At 60.7% G+C, this 20,869-nt stretch carries 22 protein-coding genes and 2 pseudogenes; 13 read left to right on the top strand and 11 right to left on the bottom strand.

From position 1 onward, the window contains the following. Positions 1-14: 14 nt before the first annotated feature. The 4 genes from E8F11_RS21630 to E8F11_RS21615 all read left to right on the top strand — a co-directional run bounded on the left by E8F11_RS21630 (position 15) and on the right by E8F11_RS21615 (position 3,531). Positions 15-224, top strand: a complete 210-nt coding sequence (locus E8F11_RS21630) for a hypothetical protein (RefSeq protein ID WP_280290926.1) — start codon at positions 15-17, stop codon at positions 222-224. A gap of 187 nt (positions 225-411) precedes the next feature. Beyond that, positions 412-1,902, top strand: coding sequence for an arginine-ornithine antiporter (arcD, locus tag E8F11_RS21625; protein WP_280290925.1), 1,491 nt, complete (start codon positions 412-414; stop codon positions 1,900-1,902). Positions 1,903-1,963: 61 nt separating this feature from the next. Continuing rightward, positions 1,964-2,839, top strand: a complete 876-nt coding sequence (locus tag E8F11_RS21620) for a CHAD domain-containing protein (RefSeq protein WP_280290924.1) — start codon at positions 1,964-1,966, stop codon at positions 2,837-2,839. A 29-nt stretch (positions 2,840-2,868) separates the two neighbouring features. Beyond that, positions 2,869-3,531 (top strand): hypothetical protein, encoded by a 663-nt coding sequence (locus tag E8F11_RS21615; protein ID WP_280290923.1) that lies wholly within the window; start codon positions 2,869-2,871, stop codon positions 3,529-3,531. Between the two features lie 61 nt (positions 3,532-3,592). Here E8F11_RS21615 and E8F11_RS21610 read toward each other — a convergent pair whose 3' ends face one another. Then, entirely contained in the window at positions 3,593-4,804 is a 1,212-nt protein-coding gene (locus tag E8F11_RS21610) for a patatin-like phospholipase family protein (protein ID WP_280290922.1), read from the bottom strand. Positions 4,805-5,302: 498 nt separating this feature from the next. After that, a complete protein-coding gene (locus E8F11_RS21605) occupies positions 5,303-6,046 on the bottom strand; it encodes a class I SAM-dependent methyltransferase (protein WP_280290934.1) in 744 nt (247 codons plus the stop codon). A gap of 471 nt (positions 6,047-6,517) precedes the next feature. Between E8F11_RS21605 and E8F11_RS21600 the strand changes: the two genes are divergently transcribed. Beyond that, positions 6,518-6,901: a VOC family protein gene (locus E8F11_RS21600; RefSeq protein ID WP_280290921.1), complete on the top strand. Its 384-nt coding sequence runs from the start codon at positions 6,518-6,520 to the stop codon at positions 6,899-6,901. Here E8F11_RS21600 and E8F11_RS21595 read toward each other — a convergent pair. The 6 genes and pseudogenes from E8F11_RS21595 to E8F11_RS21570 all read right to left on the bottom strand — a co-directional run bounded on the left by E8F11_RS21595 (position 6,883) and on the right by E8F11_RS21570 (position 11,907). Then, entirely contained in the window at positions 6,883-7,374 is a 492-nt protein-coding gene (locus E8F11_RS21595; protein WP_280290920.1) for a hypothetical protein, read from the bottom strand. The genes E8F11_RS21600 and E8F11_RS21595 overlap by 19 nt on opposite strands. A gap of 229 nt (positions 7,375-7,603) precedes the next feature. After that, positions 7,604-7,684 (bottom strand): annotated as a pseudogene (locus E8F11_RS21590) (transposase); the annotation flags it as partial. Positions 7,685-7,817: 133 nt separating this feature from the next. Next, entirely contained in the window at positions 7,818-8,792 is a 975-nt protein-coding gene (gene yjiA, locus E8F11_RS21585) for a GTPase (protein WP_280290919.1), read from the bottom strand. Positions 8,793-8,921: 129 nt separating this feature from the next. Next, positions 8,922-9,122 (bottom strand): YbdD/YjiX family protein, encoded by a 201-nt coding sequence (locus E8F11_RS21580; RefSeq protein WP_280290918.1) that lies wholly within the window; start codon positions 9,120-9,122, stop codon positions 8,922-8,924. An 11-nt stretch (positions 9,123-9,133) separates the two neighbouring features. Beyond that, the gene (locus E8F11_RS21575) at positions 9,134-11,191 is read right to left on the bottom strand and encodes a carbon starvation CstA family protein (protein ID WP_280290917.1); all 2,058 of its coding nucleotides are present in this window, start codon (positions 11,189-11,191) and stop codon (positions 9,134-9,136) included. Positions 11,192-11,370: 179 nt separating this feature from the next. Continuing rightward, entirely contained in the window at positions 11,371-11,907 is a 537-nt protein-coding gene (locus E8F11_RS21570; protein WP_280290916.1) for a carboxymuconolactone decarboxylase family protein, read from the bottom strand. Between the two features lie 123 nt (positions 11,908-12,030). On the opposite strand from E8F11_RS21570, the gene E8F11_RS21565 reads away from it, so the two are divergent. Further along, positions 12,031-12,954, top strand: coding sequence for an AraC family transcriptional regulator (locus tag E8F11_RS21565; protein ID WP_280290915.1), 924 nt, complete (start codon positions 12,031-12,033; stop codon positions 12,952-12,954). A 153-nt stretch (positions 12,955-13,107) separates the two neighbouring features. Here the strand turns inward: E8F11_RS21565 and E8F11_RS21560 are convergent. Further along, positions 13,108-13,287: pseudogene (locus E8F11_RS21560) on the bottom strand (transposase); the annotation flags it as partial. Between the two features lie 430 nt (positions 13,288-13,717). Between E8F11_RS21560 and E8F11_RS21555 the strand changes: the two are divergent. The 5 genes from E8F11_RS21555 to E8F11_RS21535 all read left to right on the top strand — a co-directional run bounded on the left by E8F11_RS21555 (position 13,718) and on the right by E8F11_RS21535 (position 17,227). Beyond that, positions 13,718-14,236 carry a carboxymuconolactone decarboxylase family protein gene (locus E8F11_RS21555; protein WP_280290914.1) on the top strand — a complete coding sequence of 173 codons (519 nt, stop codon included), beginning with the start codon at positions 13,718-13,720 and terminating at the stop codon, positions 14,234-14,236. Positions 14,237-14,285: 49 nt separating this feature from the next. Then, positions 14,286-14,546 (top strand): glutaredoxin 3, encoded by a 261-nt coding sequence (grxC, locus tag E8F11_RS21550; protein ID WP_280290913.1) that lies wholly within the window; start codon positions 14,286-14,288, stop codon positions 14,544-14,546. Positions 14,547-14,738: 192 nt separating this feature from the next. Further along, entirely contained in the window at positions 14,739-15,299 is a 561-nt protein-coding gene (locus E8F11_RS21545; protein WP_280290912.1) for a cytochrome P460 family protein, read from the top strand. 402 nt (positions 15,300-15,701) lie between these two features. Then, positions 15,702-16,046, top strand: coding sequence for a LysR family transcriptional regulator (locus E8F11_RS21540; RefSeq protein ID WP_280290911.1), 345 nt, complete (start codon positions 15,702-15,704; stop codon positions 16,044-16,046). 203 nt (positions 16,047-16,249) lie between these two features. Then, complete coding sequence (locus E8F11_RS21535; protein ID WP_280290910.1) at positions 16,250-17,227, top strand: alpha/beta hydrolase; 978 nt, start codon at positions 16,250-16,252, stop codon at positions 17,225-17,227. A gap of 376 nt (positions 17,228-17,603) precedes the next feature. On the opposite strand, the gene E8F11_RS21530 is transcribed toward E8F11_RS21535, so the two are convergent. Both E8F11_RS21530 and E8F11_RS21525 read right to left on the bottom strand, forming a co-directional pair. Next, entirely contained in the window at positions 17,604-19,091 is a 1,488-nt protein-coding gene (locus E8F11_RS21530) for a DUF1254 domain-containing protein (protein WP_280290909.1), read from the bottom strand. Between the two features lie 139 nt (positions 19,092-19,230). Continuing rightward, positions 19,231-19,497, bottom strand: a complete 267-nt coding sequence (locus E8F11_RS21525) for a DUF1214 domain-containing protein (RefSeq protein WP_348529788.1) — start codon at positions 19,495-19,497, stop codon at positions 19,231-19,233. A 490-nt stretch (positions 19,498-19,987) separates the two neighbouring features. On the opposite strand from E8F11_RS21525, the gene E8F11_RS21520 reads away from it, so the two are divergent. Beyond that, positions 19,988-20,455 (top strand): BRO family protein, encoded by a 468-nt coding sequence (locus E8F11_RS21520; protein ID WP_280290908.1) that lies wholly within the window; start codon positions 19,988-19,990, stop codon positions 20,453-20,455. After that, positions 20,452-20,709 (top strand): hypothetical protein, encoded by a 258-nt coding sequence (locus E8F11_RS21515; protein ID WP_280290907.1) that lies wholly within the window; start codon positions 20,452-20,454, stop codon positions 20,707-20,709. The genes E8F11_RS21520 and E8F11_RS21515 overlap by 4 nt, the downstream gene beginning before the upstream one ends. The last annotated feature ends 160 nt before the right edge of the window (positions 20,710-20,869 follow it).

Raw genomic sequence — 20,869 nt, 5'->3', positions numbered from 1 at the left:
ATCGGGAGGGCCAGGTGGACCTACGGATTGAACAGGCCTCCGAGCAGGGCCAATCGGTCTGGCTGGTGCATGCCTGCGGCATGACGTTCAACTTTGCGGACCAGGCTTCCGCCGTGGCTTTCGCGGCCAAGCTGGAAGAGCGTGTTGATGCGTTTCATCAACTTTCAGCGGAAACGGTAAAGCACTGGACGGCGGAGCATTTCCGTATGCTGCGCGGCTCCTGATGCTCCGATGATTTGAATGGCAGTGCCCGGCTGCGGGGCACGAGTTGAATCGAACCGACTCCCAGCAGCGATATAAGCAGTCTGTTCGCTGGCATGGGCCGCTCGAAAGGTCATGCGGTGCGTTTGCGACCATTCCTTGTTGCCTGGCCATCCACTTGAGCGATGCCGATTCGGCAAGGAGCTTTACATGGTCGACTCAACCAGCAATGTGCAGCTGGGCAACCAGGCTGAACCCGGCAAGCAGACGCAGGTTGCCGCCTCCAGCGACAAGTTGAAAATCGGGGCGCTGATCGCCCTGGTGGTTGGCTCGATGGTCGGCGGAGGGATCTTTTCGCTACCGCAGAATATCGCCGCCAGCGCCAGTGCCGGCGCTACCCTGATCGGCTGGCTGATCACCGGGGTCGGCATGCTGATGCTGGCCTTTGTCTTCCAGACGCTCGCCAACCGCAAACCCAAGCTCGACGGCGGGGTGTATGCCTACGCCAAGGCTGGGTTCGGCGACTACATGGGCTTTTCTTCGGCCTGGGGCTACTGGATCAGCGCCTGGATCGGCAACGTCAGCTACATGGTGCTGCTGTTCAGTACCCTGGGCTTCTTCTTTCCCATGTTCGGTGAGGGCAACACCCTGCCGGCGATGGTCTGTGCGTCAGTGCTGCTGTGGTTCCTGCATTTCCTGGTATTGCGGGGAATCAAGGAAGCCGCCTTCATCAACACCCTGACCACTATCGCCAAGATGGTGCCGCTGGCGTTGTTCATCGTCATCGCCGCCGTAGCGTTCAAGCTGGACGTGTTCACGTCCGACTTCTGGGGGGCCGGCAACAGCGACCTGGGCACGGTGATGAACCAGGTACGCAGCATGATGCTGGTCACCGTGTGGGTGTTCATCGGTATCGAGGGGGCGAGCATTTTCTCCGCACGCGCCGAGAAACGTAGCGACGTGGGCAAGGCCACCGTGGTCGGCTTTATTGCGGTGCTCCTGCTGCTGGTGCTGGTCAATGTGCTGTCCCAGGGGATCCTGGCCCAGGCCCAGCTGTCCGGTTTGAAGAACCCCTCGATGGCGGGCGTACTGGAGAGCGTGGTCGGCCATTGGGGCGCCGTCCTCATCAGCGTCGGGCTGATTGTCTCCCTGGCGGGTGCGCTGTTGTCGTGGACACTGCTGTGTGCCGAAATCCTTTTTGCCAGTGCCCGTGATCACACCATGCCGGAGTTCCTGCGCAAGGAGAATGCCAACCAGGTGCCAGCCAATGCCCTCTGGCTGTCCAACGGGCTGATCCAGCTGTTCCTGATCATCACCCTGTTCAACAGCTCCACCTACCTCAGCCTGCTGTACCTGGCGACCTCGATGATCCTGGTGCCGTACTTTTGGTCCGCGGCCTACGCCTTGCTGCTGGCGTTTCGTCACGAAACCTACGAACAGGCGCCCGGCGAACGTACCAAGGATCTGGTCATTGCCCTGATCGCCGTGCTCTACGCCGTATGGCTGGTGTATGCGGCGGGTGTGCAGTACCTGCTGTTGTCGGCGCTGCTCTATGCGCCGGGGGCGATCCTGTTCGCCAAGGCCAAGCGCGAATTGGGCCAGCCGGTATTTACGTCCGTGGAAAAAATGATCTTCGCGGTGGTGCTGATCGGCGCGCTGATCGCCGGTTATGGCCTGTACAGCGGTTTCCTCAGCCTCTGACAACGAGGTGCCCATGGTGGGCGGCGATCCGTCCGCCATGGGTCGTCCAAGGAGGTTGTTCATGTCATTCGCTAACACCGTCGTCGCGCAGGTACTGGGTCTGGAGACCAGTCTGTATCACATCCGCGCTCGACTTCAGGCCGGCACGGATAAGGAAGCGCTCCATGACCTCAGGATCACACTGCGTCGTCTCAGGAGTCTGCTACGGCCCTTGGGAGGTACGGGGGAGCCTCTCATCCGCGCTGCGTCAGAACTGGGTCGGCTGGCAGGGCCGGCGCGGGACCTGGAAGTGTTGGCTATGGAGTTGCAACGACGTGGCTTCCTGCGCGCAGGCAAGACGCGCAGCGATGAGCGCGACCGACGATGCGAAAACATTGTCACTGGCGGCAACCTTGAGCAGGTCTTTATCGAATTGGAGCGGTGGTCGCGAAACTTTCGCAAGGCTGAACGAAACGGCCGCCTGCGTTACCTCGGTGGCAAGGCGGCATGCAGGCTGCATAAGCAGTTCAGCCGCTTGGCGTTGGAATTGGCCGAGCGTCGTTACGATCCCCATCGCATGAGGATTCTGGTCAAGCGCGCCCGCTACGCTGCCGAGGCCTATCCACGACTTTCTCTTGTGAGCCCTGAATTGGCCGAAGCCCTCAAGCGGGCGCAGACAGCCCTAGGCGACTGGCACGACCGGGATCAATGGATTCAGGCTACCGCGCAATCCAGGGAGCTTGGGCCCCTCCAGGCGATATGGAAACGCGAGGCAGAGGTGGCCTTGAACAATGCGGAAGTTGAGTTGCTGAAACTGTCTCAAACACTTGAGGAGCACCTTTCGCCCAAGCGGAAAATGGCGATGCCATCCAGCTCACTCATTGTCTTTCGTGTTGAGGGAAATGAGCAGCGCAGCTTATTCAAGCTTCGGCCGGTGGCATTGGCGGTCAGAACCTGACGGAGCATCAAGCACAGCGGGAGGAAGCGATGCAGCAAGAGGACGAGATCAAGCGACAGCGAATACTCGAACCCGTGGACCGTATCACCGAGGTCATTTTCGGGCTGCTGATGGCAATGACCTTCATCGGATCGCTAAGTGTTGCGACGGCGGGCCGCGAAGAAGCACGAACCATGCTGATCGCGGCCTTCGGCTGCAACCTCGCATGGGGCCTGGCTGATGCTGTCATTTACCTGCTGCGTACCTGGACTGAGCGCACCCGCAGTCGAACCTTATTGGCCCGCTTGCAGGGGGAAGCAGGCCCGGACGAAGGCCGGGCCCTGATAGCGGATGCTCTGCCTCCACACATTGCAGAAGCTGCCGGGTCGGATGGGTTGGAGATGCTGCGGTTGCGACTGTTGCTCAAGGCCGATAGAACCGTTCGCCCTCGACTCGACCTGGAAGATTTCATGGGGGCTCTGGGCACCTTCCTGCTGGTTGTGCTGGCGACTTTCCCCTTGGTCATTCCATTCCTGCTGATAGATCGGACTGCGCTGGCGATTCGTACATCCAACCTGGTGGCATTGGGAATGCTGTTTCTTGCAGGTTGGCTGCTGGCACGCTATTCCGGCGGAAACCCATGGGCAACCGGCGCGGCATTAGCGTTGGTGGGGACAGTCCTGATATTCGCGATCATCGCGCTGGGTGGGTGAAAGCGCGCAGCGCTGGCTTGCTCATCGAATGAGCTCAGTCGTTGAGCTCAACGCACGCCCACTATTTCCGCGCTGCTGTTACGCCGGGAGAAATGAATCCGGGCGGTACCTTGAGCCACGGGAAGCCCTGCAACGCCATGTCATAACCGGTGGAGTAGAGGCTGCGCATGTATTCGTTATCGAACTCTTCCTTGTGCGGAGCGTTGAAACTCGAAGGTATGAACCCGAGGTTGAAATCCACGCCATCACGCTGGGCGGTGGCGTAGATCCGGTAGAGGTCGCCAATGCCCTGGCTGTGGATCAACGAGGTGACCGCGCGCCCGGCGATACTCATGGTTTTGCGCTCAACGTCCGCCCAATCCGGGTCGAGTCGTGAATTGCGTATCACGTAGAGCCTGCGGTCGCGGGTCACTCCCGTGGCTTTCGCCTCCTCGTTAACACGTATCGACGCCGGATAAGCGAACACCTGCGCCATGATGCCACCGTCCACGTGCATTTCCTGGTAGGCCTTACCGTCGACTTCCACGTCTATCATCATTGGCGGAAATCCACCCGGAATAGAGGCGGATGCAATCATGATTCTCACGAACAGATCCAATGCCTTAGGGCCGCCATAAGTCGCGATTTTCCCCATGTCCCAGATGATGGCACGGCGCGCGTCGAGGTCCGCAGTAGCAACTAACAGAAAACGGCCCTTGGCGTACTCGTCGGCGATCTCCTTGAGCATCTGCTCGTTCACCGACTCGCGCGTCAGCTTCAACAGCGGTGCGTTATCTGACATTGCATCACCCAGAACACCTTCGATAAAACTGCGTGGCTCGATGACGTCTTTCGGTGACAGCGTGGTATAGAATTTTTTCAGCGTCGCGTCGTACTTCGGCCCCAGAAATGCGAAAGGCGCAATCAACGCGCCCGTACTGATGCCGGTAACGAGCTTGAATTCCGGGCGCGTTCCTGCAGCCGTCCAGCCATTCAATAAACCCACGGCAAACGCACCATTGTCGCCACCGCCCGATATGGCCAGATATACCGCTGGCGGCAGAGGCCCTTTGTGCCCCTGCTTTGCATGGTAAGCCCGTTCCCGCTGGAGCGCTTGAAGGCCGACTTGTGTCAACTCCGTCATGTCTCCGCCGGCAACATAGCGCACCCCGGGCATGCCCGGAATTTCCGCTCTCGCCGTCATATCGTGTGGCACCGCCGGCAGGCGCGTCGGCGCCATGGTGCAGCCTTGCATCAGCACAAATAGGGTCACAATCAGGCTAGTAACTTTCATGGTCGACTATCTCGCTGTGCCTGTGTCGCATGAATCGCGTTGTTTGAGCGTCTTGACGCACTAAGGCTTTGATGACAACGACGCGCATGCTCGGGCGGAGCATTGCTCAACGAATTGCCTTGCCACCGTGCGGTATTTGTCATTTGTGGCAGCTGCCCGGGGTGGTGGGGCAATGACAGTTCTCGTTCCGGTTACTTGATTAAAGACGCTTCACATTTCTGCGCTCAGAAAAATCTGGAATCGGACGGGACTTGATATGAATCGACAATCAATGCTTTGGCCACCGGCAGCTTCGGCTCGACTTCTGCCGGTCACGACCGGTTGCAACCGCAGCCAAATGCGGACATTGGTCAACGCCGATGCAATCAATGGTCAGCTTCGTTGCAATTGGCTGGTCAAGAGAATGCGAACACGCACTAGAGCCTAATTGGCCAGCTTGCAGCTGTTCCTGCGTTGCAATGCAGCATGGCCGACGATCAAGAGATCGCAGGCAGGTTCTTAGCGCTTCACGCAGACAAACAATGCATTCCCGGACGTGCCGCCCCAGGGAGTGATCCGTTCGTAATCATGCTCGAAGACGTGTACCTCGAAGTGCGGCTGCAACAGCTGCTGCAGCTCGGTGAAACTCAGGGCGACCATGGCGTGTTCGTCCTGCCAGGCCTGGGTCACCCCCGCCGTGGTCTTCTCGATGCTGAGGCGCAGCGCCTGCCGCTCGCCCTCGCCGCTGTAGTACCAGCCGGAACCGAAGGTGAAGTGGCTGCCCTCGTGCTCCACGGTATGGCGCACAAATGAGCGGTTGTCGATCTGCCCCTTGTCCACCGTGTTGAAGCAGAACACGCCGTTTTCCTCAAGCGCGCCGTGCACGCTGGCCAAGCACGCCCGCAGCTGCTCCAGCCCGGCGTTGTAGTGGATCGAGTAGAGGAAGCAGGTGATCAGATCCAGCGGCTCGCCCACTCGGAAGTCCGCCATGTCCTGCCGACTGAACTGTGCCTCGGGGCAGCGCAGCTGGGCGATATCCAGCATCGGCTGATTGATGTCCAGGCCGGCACTGCGGTAGCCGAAGTCGAGGAAATGGCGCACGTGCGGCCCGGTGCCACAGGCGAGATCCAGGTGCCTGCGCCCCTGATTGCCGAACAGCTGGTGCAGCCGGCGCACGCTGTGGCTCTGCGCCTGGTAGTCGATGTCGGCGCACATCAGGTCGTAGTAGGTGGACAGGTCGGTGTACAGCGCGTTGGAGGACATAAGCAGCCAGAGGGTTCGACAGGGGTTTCGGCGCAGCATGGTACCTCAGTCCCGAGCGCTTCCCGCCGAAAACAGACTGTCCGCACCAGCCGCTGCGAGCTGCTGCCTTGCTAGACGGACGCCCTCCTCTCCGACCGATGGCTATTGGCCGGCTTCCGCCGTCACTGGCAGGCCGCTTTGGGTCCAGGCTGTGTGAAAACCACTGCAGGCATCCTCCGCAGGTTGGGGCACAGCACTAGTGGTCGGCCTGTGGGGGCTTCGCGGCTAACCGCGAGCTCCTTTTTCAATGCCCGGTGTTGAAGTACTGATACTCGCCCCCGACATCTGCTGCTGCCGGACGAGTGTGCAGAAGCAGACGACCGCACCTACCTCCTGCTTCCCGTTTGCCTAATGTTACTAGTAAAGGTCGGCAGGGCCGGCCGGAACGTGCATCGGGCGGTCGCGCGCCGCTCGTTGGGGAGGTGAACTGGAATGTTATCCAAGGCGATTGTGACGACGATGCTGCCGGTGATCGATCTGGTGCGTGCGCGCGATTTCTACGAGAGCAAGCTCGGCCTGACGCCGGCTGGCCTGAAGCCGGACGGCAAGTTCATCTATGAGTGTGGTGGCGGCGCGCTGCTGGCGCTGTTTCCCCGCCCCGGCGGCACCAAGGCCGATCACACGGCGATCAGCTTCCAGGTGGAGAACATCGAACAGGCGATTGCCGAGCTCAAGGCAAACGGCGTGGTGTTCGAGGACTACGACTACCCCGACCTGCGCACAGTGAACCATGTCTGTGTGCTGGGCGCGGAAAAGGCGGCCTGGTTCCGGGACACAGAGGGCAACTTCCTTTGCATTCACGAGGACATCGGCTGAATGGCCCGGCACCACAAACGCTCGCACGAGCAGGACTGAAGTCTCGTCTGGAAAGAGGTGAAGCAAAGCCGCCCGCCGAGCGCCCCGCCCATTCGGCCGGAGCTTCGTAGTTCCAGGGGGCAAGCCACCAGGCTGCCGCCATTGAGCGGAAGCACCTGGCCAGTAATCCCGCTCGCCCCGCGCGAAGCGAAGTAGGCCACACCAGCGCCGCCGTCCTGCGGGGGGCGGGCGCGGGGGGCGATGCAGGTTTTCTTCGCCAGTTCCTCGGAATCCCAGTAGTTCATGGTGCCGAGCGACAGCGCATCGACCGTGATGCCTTCGCGGCCGGTTTCGGCGGGAAGCGGACGGTTGCCAACGGCAGCTACCGGCCGATTCTGTTGAAAAACTCCCTCCGCAATGTCTGGCCGCGAAAGTGAGCGGCTGACGTTGAAATCTGAGCCAGCGTCAACACTGAATTGCTCCAGATTTCGCATAGCGACGCCTCAAACGGATGTTTTTCCGGCCTCGAATGAGTGAATCGCGACGACACCGACTTTTTCAACAGAATCGGCCAAGAGCGGACGTCTAGAAAGGAGAAGAAAATTTGCCTCTCTTCTCGTGGGTCCCCTTTTCCGCTCCCCTTTTCTCGCAACACCCCATCCTTGAAAACTCACAACGACAGCCAACCTCTCAAGCGCGGGTGGCCCAGGAACTGAGGTAAGCCTCGGCAACGGGAAGGCCGCGCTCTGTCACTTGCTTGACCGCTTCGATTTTGAATTCTTCGGGGTAACGCTGGTTGCTCATGGCACCTCCTAATGGGCCTCATTATGAGGCTTGGAGGTGTCTACGAAACCAGGGGCGATTCACTGCCCTTGAGGTTACAACTTGCCTGATGAATCCCTCACCCCAGCCCCTCTCGCTGCTGGGAGGGGAGAAACTACTTCTGTGCCGCTTCGAAGCCCGCGCGGATCTTCTCCTCGGGCAGTTGGTCGCCGATGAAGACCATCACACTCTCCCGCGCCTCGCCGTCCTTCCACTCGGTATCCCAGTCAAAACCGTAAAGCCGCAGCACACCCTGGAACACCATCCGGCGCTCTTCGCCGGAGATGCTCAGCACGCCCTTGTAGCGCAACATGGAATTGCCATGCTCCTCCAGCAGCCCTTCCATGAAGCAGCTGAGCCTGTCCATGTCCAGCGGACGCTCGCTCTTCAGCACCAGGGTGCTGATGCGGTCGGGAGTACCGGCCGGCGTGAGCGGACGCAGGGTCAGCGCCGGGCCGACATCGGCATTGAGGTTGAAGCCGCGCACGTCCAGCAGCTCGGCCAGGTCGATGCGGCCATGGTCCACCACGCGGATCGGCGCACGCCGGTTGATACGTGAGAGGCGCTGGCAGAGCGCTTCGAACTGCGCCTCGTCCACCAGGTCGCGCTTACTCACCAGGATGCGGTCGGCGAAGCCCACCTGGGCCTGGGCCATGGTTTCCTGCAGATGGCGCTCGGCGTTCACCGCGTCCACCAGGGTGATGACGCCGTCCAGCACATAGCGCTCGCGGATCTCATCTTCGGCGAAGAAGGTCTGCGCCACCGGCGCCGGATCGGCCAGGCCCGTGCACTCGATCACCAGGCGGTCGAAGGCCAGTTCACCGGCGTCCAGGCGCTCCAGCAGGAGAAACAGCGCCTTCTCCAGCTCGACGTGAATGGAACAGCAGACACAGCCGTTGGCCAGGGTCATCACTTGCACCGGATCAGTGCCGAGCAACTGGCCGTCGATAGGGGTCTCGCTGAACTCGTTCTCGATCACGGCGATCTTCAGGCCGTGCTCGGCCTTGAGGATGTGCTTCAGCAGGGTGGTCTTGCCGGCACCGAGAAAGCCGCTGAGCACAGTGACGGGAATGGGCAGATGGGTAGACATCGAATAGTCCTCGGAATCAGGAGCGGCCGATCGGCAGCCGCCCTGTGGGAGCGAATTCATTCGCGATGACGGGCGCGGTAACCAGTGCGCCACGACAAGCGTGGCGCTCAGGTCACTGCATCGGGAGGTTCAACAGCAGCGTACGGTCTTTGCGTTACGGCCGTAGCGGGCGTCCTGCCGCTCGCGGAAGAACTCCTCGTAACTCATCACCGGTTTGTGCGGATGCTTGTTGCGCATGTGTTCGACGTAATTGTCGTAGTCGGGCATGCCCACCAGCATGCGCGCGGCGTGCCCGAGGTACTTACCCATGCGGCTGAGGTCGTTGAACATAGGTTGGCTCCTTAGGCTTCCGGAATCGGCTGGAACGGTGCTTCCTTGTCGCTGCGCTCGGACTTTATCCAGGCACGACGTCCCTCCTTGATGGCGTAGAACACGACGCTCAGCACCACGAAGAGGAACAGCACGGTCAGGGCCGTATTGGTGTAGGCGTTGAAGATCACATGCTGCATCTGCCCGATGTCCTTGGCCGGGGCCAGCACCTGGCCGGCAGCCAGGGCGTCGCTGTACTTCCTGGCCAGGGCGAGGAAGCCCACCTCCGGGTTCGGGTCCAGCAGCTTGATCAGACCCGCGGTGGTGGTGCAGATCACCAGCCAGATGGCCGGGAACAGCGTCACCCAGACATAGCGCTGGCGCTTCATCTTGACCAGCACCACGCTGGCCAGCATCAGGGCGATGGCGGCGAGCATCTGGTTGGAGATGCCGAACAGCGGCCACAGGGTGTTGATGCCACCCAGCGGGTCGCTCACCCCCTGGTACAGCAGCCAGCCCCACATGCCCACACAGCCTGCGGTGGCGATCACGCTGGCGGTCCAGGACTCGGTCTTCTTCAGGGCCGGGACGAAGTTCCCCAGCAGGTCCTGCAGCATGAAGCGGCCGGCACGGGTACCGGCGTCCACCGCGGTGAGGATGAACAGCGCCTCGAAGAGGATCGCGAAGTGGTACCAGAAGGCCATGGTGTTCTCGCCCGGCAGCAACTGGTGGAGGATCTGCGCGATACCCACGGCCAGGGTGGGCGCACCGCCGGCACGGGCCAGGATGGTATGTTCGCCGATGTCCTTCGCCGTGGCCTCGAGCGCCTCGGGGGTGATGGCGAAGCCCCAGTTGCTGACGGTAGCGGCAACGGCGTTGACGTCGCTGCCCACCAGCGCGGCCGGGCTGTTCATGGCGAAGTACACGCCCGGCTCGATCACCGAGGCGGCGACGATGGCCATGATGGCGACCAGGGACTCCATCAGCATGGCGCCGTAGCCGATGTAACGGGCATGGCTCTCGTTGGCCAGCAGCTTGGGCGTGGTGCCGGAGGCGATCAGCGCGTGGAAGCCGGACACCGCGCCGCAGGCGATGGTGATGAACAGGAAGGGGAACAGAGCGCCCTTCCACGCCGGCCCGGTGCCGTCGACGAACTGGGTCAGGGCCGGCATCTTCAGCTCGGGCATGGTGATCAGGATGCCGAGGGCCAGCGCGACGATGGTGCCGATCTTGAGGAAGGTCGACAGGTAGTCGCGCGGGGCGAGGATCAGCCACACCGGCAGCACGGCGGCGACGAAGCCGTAGCCGATCAGCATCCAGGTGATCTGCACGCCGGTGAAGGTGAAGGCCGGGCCCCAGACCGGGTCAGCGGCTACTATGCCGCCGAGCCAGATGGAAGCCAGCAGCAGCACCACGCCGATGATGGAAATCTCGCCGATGCGGCCCGGGCGGATGTAGCGCATGTACACGCCCATGAACATGGCGATAGGGAGGGTCGCCATCACGGTGAACATGCCCCAGGGGCTTTCGGCCAGTGCCTTGACCACGATCAGCGCCAGCACCGCGAGGATGATGATCATGATCATGAAGCAGCCGAACAGGGCGATGGTGCCCGGAACCTGCCCCATCTCCGAGCGGACCATGTCACCCAGCGAGCGGCCATTGCGGCGAGTGGAGAGGAACAGCACCATGAAGTCCTGCACCGCGCCAGCCAGGACCACACCGGCGATCAGCCAGAGGGTGCCGGGCAGGTAGCCCATCTGCACGGCGAGCACCGGGCCCACCAGCGGGCCGGCGCCGGCGATGGCGGCGAAGTGGTGACCGAAGAGCACATGCTTGTTGGTCGGGACGTAGTCCAGGCCGTCGTTGTTGAGCACGGCAGGCGTTGCACGGGTGGGGTCCAGTTGCATCACCTTGTTGGCGATGAACAAGCTGTAGTAGCGGTAGGCAATCAGGTAGATCGCGGTTGAGGCAGTCACGATCCAGAGGGCATTGATGGCTTCGCCACGGCGCAGCGCCACTGTTCCGAGCGCGAATGCGCCCAGCACGGCAACGGCGAACCAGGCAATTCGGGTGGCCAATTGGTTCATTGAAGGTCTCCTGCCGCATGGGGTCACCTGCGGCGTTTTGTTGTACGAGCCCGGAGAGGGCTGTGAAGACTATCGGCGCACAGCTACAGCGGATTTGGTTGGACACCATGACGTAGTTCGTGGGGATCAGGGCGCGCGTTGGCCGAATGCCTTCGATACTTTGTCCGGCAACTTCACGCTCAGTCGATCTTGGGGAAATCCAGGACGGGAGCGGCAACCCTGTTGATCAGGTTGTAGAGGAAGATACCGCCCATGGCGCTCATGATTTCAACGATCTGGGTGTCGTTGTAACCGGCGGCGCGGATGTCTGTCAGGGTGGCATCCGGCACTTCGCCGCTGGTGGTGAGCAGTTTCCGGGCGAAGCGGACCAGGGCGTCCAGCTTGGTGTCCTCATCGTAGCTGCCGGTGCGCAGCTTCCTGGTCTGTTCGACGCTGAAACCCGCCATCTTGCCCAGGGCAGTGTGGGCGGCCAGGCAGTAGCCACAGCCGGTCGTCTGGCTGACCACCAGGTTGATGGCTTCCACCTCGCGGGGGGACAGGGAACTGGCCTTGAGGGCGGCGTCGTGGGCCAGGATCCCGGCCAGTACCGCCGGCGCGTTGCTGCCGACAGTGACGTGGGTGTTGGGGATCATGCCGATGGAGGCCTTGATGGAGGCGAACAGCTCGGCGGCTTGGCCGGTGGCCTCTTTCGGGGACAGGGTGTACAAACGGCTCATAATGAACTCCAGTGGATTGGTGGATACCGCCACTATGGCGACGAGCCCTATGCTAGGGACCGTTGCCCCTGGCCTCTGCGTCGCGCTGTCTCATTCTTTTGCTCCAGGGTCTCAAAGGGGAAAATGGACAACCTGAGTCACCTCATCAGCTTGCTGGCGCCCCAGGGTACGGTTGACCTCCATTGCAGTTTTTCCGGTCACTGGGTCGAGGATCATCTCCAGGCTGAACCCGGGCGCCTGCCTTACCACGTGATCCTGAACGGCCAGGGCCGGCTGGTATTGGGCGACAAGCAATGGCTTTTGTCCCCCGGTGACGTGCTGCTCCTGCCGGGCGGGGCACCGCACCGGCTCAAAGGGCTTTTCGAGGAGGGGCCGCTGGCCCTGCGGGTGAGCCATCACAACGGCGTGGTGATGAAGCAGGTGTCCGTTGGGGAGGGGCCTGTATTGGAGATGCTCTGTGGCGAATTCTGGGTGGCCCCCTCCGGAGCGCTATTGCTGACCGGCTCCCCCGAGCTGCTGCGGGTGCGCACCGCCGAGCGGCCCGATTGCGAGGGGCTGCGCAGCCTGGTGGCCATGCTGGGCAGGGAAAGTGCCAGCAGCCAGCCCGGCAGCAGTGCCATAGTCCGGGAGCTGTCCACCACCCTCTTTACTCTACTGCTGCGGGCGCTGGTGACAGAGGCCGAGCCAACGCCCGGCTTGCTCACTCTGCTGGCCAATGCCCGCCTGGCCCCAGCGGTGGGGGCCGTGCTAGCCGAACCCTGGGAAAATTGGACTCTTGAGCGCCTGGCCGAACAATGCCACTTGTCCCGTGCCACCTTTGCCCGCTACTTCGGTCGTTGCACGTCGCTGACGCCGCAGGAATGGGTGACACAGGTCCGTATGACCCTGGCCGCTCGACTGCTTTCCCAGGGGCCGCAACCCATAGGTCAGGTGGCTGAGCAGTGCGGTTATCTGTCCCAGGCTGCCTTCAGTCGTGCCTTCAAGCTGCACCACGGCCTGAGCCCCGGCTGGTATCGACGACAGCAGCAGGCGCCGGCTCCTCGGTAGCACAAGCGGCGTTGTGCTGTTCGGGTAGACCGTGCTTCACCGGTCCACCTTTTGGGGCTGGCCACGAATGCTGTAATTGAAAGCGACTTTCACCCCACAACGCTGACTTCCACGCCTGTGATGAAGCGAGATGTTGCCGACCGCGTCCTGCTGATGTCGGAAGTTCATGATCGCCGTGTCTTCCGGGAGGCGGCCCTGGGTCAGCGACAGCTCGGCGAACGGACGCCATGAGGTGATCCCGTACAGCGCCTCTTCCATCGCCGGATCGCAGAGGGCGAACCAGTTTTGTAGCAGGTGGATGCGCAGCATGGTTTCCAGCGGATACGGCATCCTGCTCCAGTTCAATGGTGTTGGTGGTTCGTTTGCCCAGGGGCGCCGGCAATGAAAGGATCGCCCTTGAAGTAAGGCTGCAGGGTCACGGGCACGTGGAGCGACTCCATGCAGCGGAAATGGATATGCGCACGCAGCAACTCACCTTACTTCTCCAGCCCTGGCGGGTTCGGCGGGACGAGGCAGCGGCCCGGCATGACAGTCTCGATGCGGTACTTGGTCGGTTGGGCATGGCCCAATTCAGGATCCGGCGCGCGTACAGACAGGCCTCGACGATCCGGAAAGTCGGTTCACGGCAGCTCCTCACTCACTTCGAATCAGGTTTGGACGATCAGTCGCATATCAGAGAGCTTCTGCGCCCGATTGATCGATTTCACTGGGTAAATTGGCCCCGTGTCCAAGTCGCGGCACCTTGTTAGCCCGGAGATACTTGATGTCCCGCATCGCTGCCCTTACCCCCCTCCAGACTCCCGCCGCCGCCCTCCCCTTACTCGCAGGCGTGCAGAAAACCGTGGGTTTCGTGCCCAAATTTTTCAAGACCCTCGCCAACGCCCCCGCCGCGCTGGCCGGTTACCTGCAGTTATCCCAGCCCCTGGCAAAAGGCTCCCTGAGTGCCGTAGAGCGTGAGTGCATCGCGCTGGCCGTGTCCCAGGTCAACGGCTGCGAGTACTGCCCGGCTGCGCATACCTTCTTCGGCGAGAAGACCGGCCTGTCGCCCGAGGAGATCCGACGAGCGCGCGAAGGCAGCCTGAATGCCCTGACCGTCCTGGCCCGTCAGCTAGCCCAAGGGCGCGGTCACCTGAACGACGAACAGATCGCCGCTGCGCGCGCCGCCGGCTTTTCCGACACGAAGCTGATTGAAGTGGCGGCCGAAGTTGGCGTCATGTCCCTGAGCAACTACGTCAACAACATCGCTGTCACCGACATCGATTTCCCCCCGGCAGCCCGATAACGCAAAACCTGCCGGCAGCTCTACTGCCCGCAGACTCGGAGAACCAACCATGAGCGACGTGATTATTTACAGCACCAGTACCTGCCCCTACTGCGTTCGCGCCAAGGCGTTGCTGCGTAGCAAGGGCATCGAGCCGCAAGAGTTCAATGTCGAATCGAGTCCATCACGCTTTGCCGAAATGCTCGCGCGCAGCGGCGGCCGCCGTAGCGTGCCGCAGATTTTCATCGACGGGCGCCACGTGGGCGGCTTCGACGACCTGGCAGCGCTGGATCGCAAGGGGGAATTGCTGCCCCTCCTGAGCGCTGGCTGAACTGGAACGCTACCTTGCCTGCCGGCGTACCTGGCGTCGGCGAAGGTCATCTGCTGCATCGGCAAAACTCGCGCAACGGGAACGGCGTACTTCACTAGACAGTAGGGGTCGCCCCCCCAGGTTTCACCAGGCTCGAAACTCCACAGCGGTACCTGAGTGGGTGCCATTGATCCATTTGTAAGGAGAAGCATCATGAGGCGTATAGCTCTTACCGGCGCAATGCTGATGGCGATGAATTTTCAGGCCTATGGCGCCAGCCTTGCCGAACACACCTACAGCCACTATGTGGACAAGAATGGGCAAATCAGCCTGCCTGTCGATTATCGCAAGACCTGGAGTCATCTCGGCACGTGGGTGGTCGGTGACAAACAGGCTCCTGGCTATGGGTTCCACGATGTCTATACACAGCCTGAAGCCGTTGAGGCTTACCGCCAGACTGGCGAATTTCCAGACGGCGCGGTGCTGGTGAAGGAGATTCGCAAAGTGGACGAAGGTGCTCAAACCACAGGATTGGCTCAGTGGGCAGGAGAAATGTCGGTGTGGTTTGTGATGGTCAAGGATCGGAAGGAACGCTTCAAGGGCAACCCCCATTGGGCAGAAGGCTGGGGCTGGGCGCTCTATGAAGCCAAGGATCCGAAGACCAACGTTTCCAAAGGATTCCAGGAGACCTGCTTGGGCTGCCATGTGCCCGCCAAAGACACTGACTGGGTATACACCCGAGGTTATCCGACTCTGGTGAAGACGCCCCAGTAACAATGCAGTGCTGTTCAACCGGGTGCCAAGATTTGTTTAGACAAGGCCGCGAGAAGGTTTCCCATCATTTTAGGAGGCTGTTCTGGCTGCGCCATGCCCCGGCGAAAGAAACTTAACTTGCGCTCCTCCCTGGTTATTCCACGGTTCGGCGCGCGGCCCGTGGTTGTACGGTCGATTAGCGCTATAGATGCTTTCCGTCTTGTTCTAATCCGGAGTATGGCGTAACACGAAACGTGAATAAGCCACAGCTATGGGTGCTAAGCGACTGCTGGTCCAGGCAAGAACATAGGGTCCAGTATTTTTCGACTGTGAATCTCGGCGATCTCGTCAAGTCGCCAGGAAACTCAATGGTTAGCATCAAGTTTTGCAGTTTTACCCAGGAAGCATATGAGGAGAGCGCCAGTGCAGTTTGATGAACAAGTTTTTCGAAAATTTGACCTTAACTCGCTGATTACCTTTCTAGTGGTCTATCGCGAAAAAGGTGTATCACGGGCTGCTCGCGCGTTAAATGTAACCCAGCCGGCCGTAAGCAACTCACTCCGCAAGTTGCGCCGTCGTTTCGATGATCCACTTTTCATACCACTTGGAAGGCATGTAGAACCGACTCCAAAAGCTATACTCATAGCTGAGACCCTGGCACCCGCGCTGTCTGAGGTACAAGGCGTGATTGCTCTGGATGAGGGCATAACCTGGGGTGATGAGACAGCAGATCTGAAATTTTCAAATCCTCCAGATTACGCAAGTTGATCATCCAGCTTGAACATCACCAATAGTGCCTCCAAGGCTTTCCACGCAGAATGATGGAAAGTTTAATTTATTTTGCCTACACCATCTTCGTCGTCAGTTGCCAGATGGGAGATACATCTCTTCCCCTCAATGCTACATATGCAGCAGATTGGCCGACACTTCACAGCACGGTGCATCTGTTCAGTGCCTCAAAGGTGAAAGATATGACCAAGCAACAGAAAGTTCGCCGTTCACGCTCGTTCGTTCGCGCAGTAAGTGCGGTTGCCACCCTGAGCATGGCGCTTGTTGCAGGGGGCGCTTCCGCTGCACCGGAGACGAAACCCACCCGCGAAATCAGTTATGTGGAAGTCAATTCCGATATACAGCTCAGGAGGATGGTTGTACGCGGCGACAATCCAAAGGGCACCGTACTACTCTTACATGGCTTTCCCGAGACGCTGTATGCCTGGAACGGTATCGCCTTGACGCTTGGCGCCGACTATGAAGTCCATGCGTTCGACTGGCCGGGATATGGGGAATCGACACGACCTTCCCCTGCCAAATTCGCATACGCGCCTGCCGATTACGCAAAGGTGTTGAAGGGCTATATCGAACGCGCCAGCATCGATAAGCGAAACCTGGTGATATACGCCACCGACATCGGCGCCTTGCCCGCGTTGCTCGCGGCGATCGATGATCCCGCCATAGCGAAATCCATCATCGTGGGGGATTTCGCTCCATTCAACCGCCCGCAATACATGCAGGAACGCCTGCAAGGCCTGAAGGATCCCAAGTCGGCGCAAACGGTCCGGGAGGCGTTCAACAAGTCTCGAGATGAAATCCTCGCAAACGCCTTCACGCGAGGCTTGCCGCCGTCGTCCAGCTACACCCTGTCTCCCGAGTTCCAAGCGGACATGGCGCGCGGATGGCAAAACGGGACGCTGACGTCAGCCGATGCGTTCTATCACTATTACTCCCACTTCACTCGCGACCAGAATGCTTTCGAGGCCGATCTGCGCAAGCTGAAGACGCCCGTCAAGGTGATCTGGGGAGAGTGGGACCTCTACATCAAGAAGGAGATGGGCATCGAGTTCGCTCAGAAGATCAATGCCCCGTTCCAACTGCTTCCCAGGACCGGGCACTACCCGCACCTGCAGAACCCACAGCAGACAGTGAACGAAGTACGTTCTTCGTTTCGCTGAATTGACGATCGATCTCCTTGGGGCGCTTGACCCTAAATCAGAGCCAAGTCTCGTCGCGCTGAGGTGGTCTGTCCCGAGCTTAACGTCCGTTATTGGCCGATTCTGTTGAAAAACTCCCTCCGCAATGTCTGGCCGCGAAAGTGAGCGGCTGACGTTGAAATCTGAGCCAGCGTCAACACTGAATTGCTCCAGATTTCGCATAGCGACGCCTCAAACGGATGTTTTTCCGGCCTCGAATGAGTGAATCGCGACGACACCGACTTTTTCAACAGAATCGGCCGGAAACTGCCATTCGCGACCGGCTGCTATCGGCCAAAACGCGGACGTATACAGGTAGCGCTGGTGACCTCCTCGTTCCGCCAGCGCATTGCCTGCGTCACTTCACCTTGACGACATCATCCGGCTTCCAGGTCTGGTCGTAGAAAGCATCCTCCGCTCCATACAGGCGCAAGGCGACCAGGAAGTTTCGGCCCGGAATGGTCTGGATGAAGGCGGCGTCAGCCACATCCGTGGGTTTCTCTGGGCCGAACCAGATCTCGATGGAGCCGTCCGACTGCTTGGGAATGTCGTAGTAGCCGTTGGTGGAAGGCAACAGCTGCTTGGTTTCCGGCATGGTGCCGTCGGTGATGTTGTAGGCGGTTACCGCCCAGAACAAGGCGGCTGGAGCGTTCGGTGGCAAGCGCAGCTTGTAGGTGTGGCTGCCCTCGAGGAAATTGCCCTCGGCGTCACGTCCGGTGAAGGGATACTTCGATCCCGCTCCGGTGGTGTGCATCACCATGGCCGGCGCCAACGAGTAGGCGAACTGGAAGAAGTTGGCGCGCTGGTTCACGTCGAGATAGCTGTCCTGCATCCATTCGGCCGTGCCGCCAGCCCAGGTGTTCTCGTACTGGCGATCCGTGTAATAGAGATTGCGGCCGTCCTCTCGACCCAGCTGGCGGTTCGCCAGGATCATCTTCGGCGCCGTTTCCACGGCCTTTTCCAGCAGTTCCTGCTGCCGGTCGGTGGGCTGGAACGGTTGCCCCTTGATGATGCCGATGGACGCCAGTACGCCGCGCAGCTCCGGATCGATAGCCTCCACGGGCTCGTAGTCGACGAACATCTTCAGCTTCGTCCAGTACTCGTTGTCCGTTGGGTACATCATGTTCAGCGGCTGGCCGCTGGCGTCAGGGAACTCCATCGGCTTGGCATCTTTCTCGGTCGCCCACAGCGGGTACACGCGAGTGCTTTCCGCCGCCTTAACCGCCGGCGCCGGGTCAGGCTTGCCTTCGCCCTTGGCCATGACCGTGCGGAAGAACAGGAACACGTTGTAGGTGGACGACTTGAACGCGAAGTAGCTGGGGGGCACGGGGCCGTTGTAGTCCGGCGGCAGCAGCAGATAGAGCCCGCCCTGCGCACGGTCGGGCCCGATGGCGCCAACGTCGGTGATGGTGCGCTGGAAGAAGTCGGTGAACATGCCGATCACGTTCGGCGGTGCCTTCACCACCAGCGGGCCGGTTTTCTTCAGGTCCAGATAGCTCATGGAGTAGATCACGTCGGCGTTCGGCGTGGGCACCATGGTTCGCGAATCCATGCGCTGCTTCCAGATCGGCAGGACGTTGTAGCCGGCGCCAAACGCCCTCTCCGATCCGTCGCGCATGCCGATCACGTTCAGCGCCGGCAGCATGGTCATATAGGCATGGATGGCGCGCTGGTAGTACAGCTCATCGCGCAGGCTCTCGGCTTCTTTCGGGTCTAGCCAGTTGCCGTTGTTGATCTGCTTGATCAGCGGTGAGGCTGGGGCCTCATCCGCCGCGTGTCCAACAGACACGAATGCCAACGCGGCAGCCAGCGCCGATACGGCGAACGTCCTTTGCATTGAAGCCATCTGAATTCTCCTGATTGGGTGCAGTGGCGCACTTCACCTACCGCTGCAACTCGAAGGAAATGACCGGCATACCGGTTCACTTGATCTTCTTGATCACCGGCGGCTTCCAGCTGCCATCGAGAATTGGCTCCTTACCCCACTAAGCGCGGATATAGATCGAGATAGGCTCCTTGGGCGAGGGGAGCCCGTTGCTCTCCTTGTCCTTGCCCGGTGAGGCAGGTGCCATGTAAAGCGTCAGCGAGCCATTGGCATTGCGCTTGAGGTTCTTGTTCCTGGTCCCCAGCGAGTAGCGATTGCGCGTGTTGGAACTGAACAGGTGTTTCTCGTTGTACAGCGTCAGCGACCAGAAACCTTGCACCGGCGGCTCCTGGCCGGCAGCGGAAAGCAATTTCAGCAAGTGAGGCATCGTCGACATCCTTGCGTGTGAGTGGCGCTCGGGAGACGAACCTGCGGGCTGCCGTGAGCATCTGGCCGAAGCTCACACTCAACATGCCGCGCTCCATGACGGTAGGTAGTCTAGATCGTGGTAAGCACACAACAAGATCGATCGACCGGTTGAATCCGCAGTCGAAAGCGGCCCTCGCCATCTCCCCTCCCCTTGCCCTCCCGCTCCCCCATCCCTATCCTGCCCCGGCCACGGTCAATCCCGTGGCCAGGTTTGACAGCCTGAAACACTGGCGCGATTGCGCCGCAAGGTGCATGCGAAAAACGGCGGACGTTTTTTGCAGGCCCTTGCTCGCATGCAGTTTCTAGCTGCACTGCTCTATGGCAGATCGCGTGGGGAGACCCTCGGGTCTGCCGGCTCCAGTGTCCGGTCTGTCAACCCTGCGCGGTCTGCCACCCTCCGACTGACAGCGGATGGTGGTGGATTTCTACTCATACACTGGAGCTCCACCATGCAAGACGCATACACCCCTCTCGTTTTCTACCGCCATTCCCATCGCCTGCGCGCCCTGATGATCGACAACCAGCCCTGGTTCGTCGCCCAGGATTTCGCGCAGCTGATCGACGCCCGCCATCCCCGCCGCCTGCTCCGTGCCCTGGAGCCGCACGAGAAGCGCTCCATCACGCTGGAATACACCGGCGATTTCCATGAAGAGGTGCAGGCGATCAGCGACGCCGGCGCGTACAAGGCGCTCTATCGCTTCACTCGCCCGGAGCATCGGGATATCAGCCGCTGGCTGAGCGATGTGCTGGTGCCGACGCTGCATGACTATCACCGGGTCCCGGATGCTGCGCCGCGCCGCTCCTTAATGAGTTGGGAAGGCCGGCAGATCGGGGTTGTGAGGTGGCAGGGGGAGCTCTGGGTTGCCTGGCGGGATCTGCCGGCGTTCATGGCGGACGGCAAGGAGGTGCCGGTATGACTGCAAACCATGAGCAGCGACGGCTGCAGCAATTGGTGCAGCGCCTGGACGCGAGGTTGCATACGACCCAGGTGATTGCCGAGGTGATCCTTGAGAATGCTGCGCTGCGGGATGGCATTCCCGGCCCGTTTCTCGATGGCTATCGGGAGGGGGCGTTGATGGATGCGGTGATTCACCTGTCCCGCAGCAACTACGAGGACTTCGGCCGGTTGGTGCAGCTGGAGAAGTTGCCGTTGGGGTGCAGGGTGATTTGAGTGGGTGGCCCCTCTTCCGTGTTGGGAGAGGGGCATGCGGGGCAACGGAGTTGCCCTTGGCGAATGAATTCGCCCCCACAGGTGTATTGCGACCGCTAGTCCGTAGATACCATCTCTCCGATCAGATGCAACCGACCCTTTCAGGTCGGTTGCGGCTGAT

The organism is Pseudomonas sp. BN417 (assembly GCF_029871205.1).
Taxonomy (GTDB): Bacteria; Pseudomonadota; Gammaproteobacteria; order Pseudomonadales; family Pseudomonadaceae; genus Metapseudomonas.
Note: the sequence above shows the minus strand (reverse complement) of the source record. Positions and strands in the feature narration are given on the sequence as shown.

Coding starts and splice junctions, on each gene's coding strand:
- arcD (WP_280290925.1), top strand. CDS start 412: ATGGTCGACTCAACCAGCAATGTGCAGCTGGGCAACCAGGCTGAACCC.
- E8F11_RS21620 (WP_280290924.1), top strand. CDS start 1,964: ATGTCATTCGCTAACACCGTCGTCGCGCAGGTACTGGGTCTGGAGACC.
- E8F11_RS21615 (WP_280290923.1), top strand. CDS start 2,869: ATGCAGCAAGAGGACGAGATCAAGCGACAGCGAATACTCGAACCCGTG.
- E8F11_RS21610 (WP_280290922.1), bottom strand. CDS start 4,804: ATGAAAGTTACTAGCCTGATTGTGACCCTATTTGTGCTGATGCAAGGC.
- E8F11_RS21605 (WP_280290934.1), bottom strand. CDS start 6,046: ATGTCCTCCAACGCGCTGTACACCGACCTGTCCACCTACTACGACCTG.
- E8F11_RS21600 (WP_280290921.1), top strand. CDS start 6,518: ATGTTATCCAAGGCGATTGTGACGACGATGCTGCCGGTGATCGATCTG.
- E8F11_RS21595 (WP_280290920.1), bottom strand. CDS start 7,374: ATGCGAAATCTGGAGCAATTCAGTGTTGACGCTGGCTCAGATTTCAAC.
- yjiA (WP_280290919.1), bottom strand. CDS start 8,792: ATGTCTACCCATCTGCCCATTCCCGTCACTGTGCTCAGCGGCTTTCTC.
- E8F11_RS21580 (WP_280290918.1), bottom strand. CDS start 9,122: ATGTTCAACGACCTCAGCCGCATGGGTAAGTACCTCGGGCACGCCGCG.
- E8F11_RS21575 (WP_280290917.1), bottom strand. CDS start 11,191: ATGAACCAATTGGCCACCCGAATTGCCTGGTTCGCCGTTGCCGTGCTG.
- E8F11_RS21570 (WP_280290916.1), bottom strand. CDS start 11,907: ATGAGCCGTTTGTACACCCTGTCCCCGAAAGAGGCCACCGGCCAAGCC.
- E8F11_RS21565 (WP_280290915.1), top strand. CDS start 12,031: ATGGACAACCTGAGTCACCTCATCAGCTTGCTGGCGCCCCAGGGTACG.
- E8F11_RS21555 (WP_280290914.1), top strand. CDS start 13,718: ATGTCCCGCATCGCTGCCCTTACCCCCCTCCAGACTCCCGCCGCCGCC.
- grxC (WP_280290913.1), top strand. CDS start 14,286: ATGAGCGACGTGATTATTTACAGCACCAGTACCTGCCCCTACTGCGTT.
- E8F11_RS21545 (WP_280290912.1), top strand. CDS start 14,739: ATGAGGCGTATAGCTCTTACCGGCGCAATGCTGATGGCGATGAATTTT.
- E8F11_RS21535 (WP_280290910.1), top strand. CDS start 16,250: ATGACCAAGCAACAGAAAGTTCGCCGTTCACGCTCGTTCGTTCGCGCA.
- E8F11_RS21530 (WP_280290909.1), bottom strand. CDS start 19,091: ATGGCTTCAATGCAAAGGACGTTCGCCGTATCGGCGCTGGCTGCCGCG.
- E8F11_RS21525 (WP_348529788.1), bottom strand. CDS start 19,497: ATGCCTCACTTGCTGAAATTGCTTTCCGCTGCCGGCCAGGAGCCGCCG.
- E8F11_RS21520 (WP_280290908.1), top strand. CDS start 19,988: ATGCAAGACGCATACACCCCTCTCGTTTTCTACCGCCATTCCCATCGC.
- E8F11_RS21515 (WP_280290907.1), top strand. CDS start 20,452: ATGACTGCAAACCATGAGCAGCGACGGCTGCAGCAATTGGTGCAGCGC.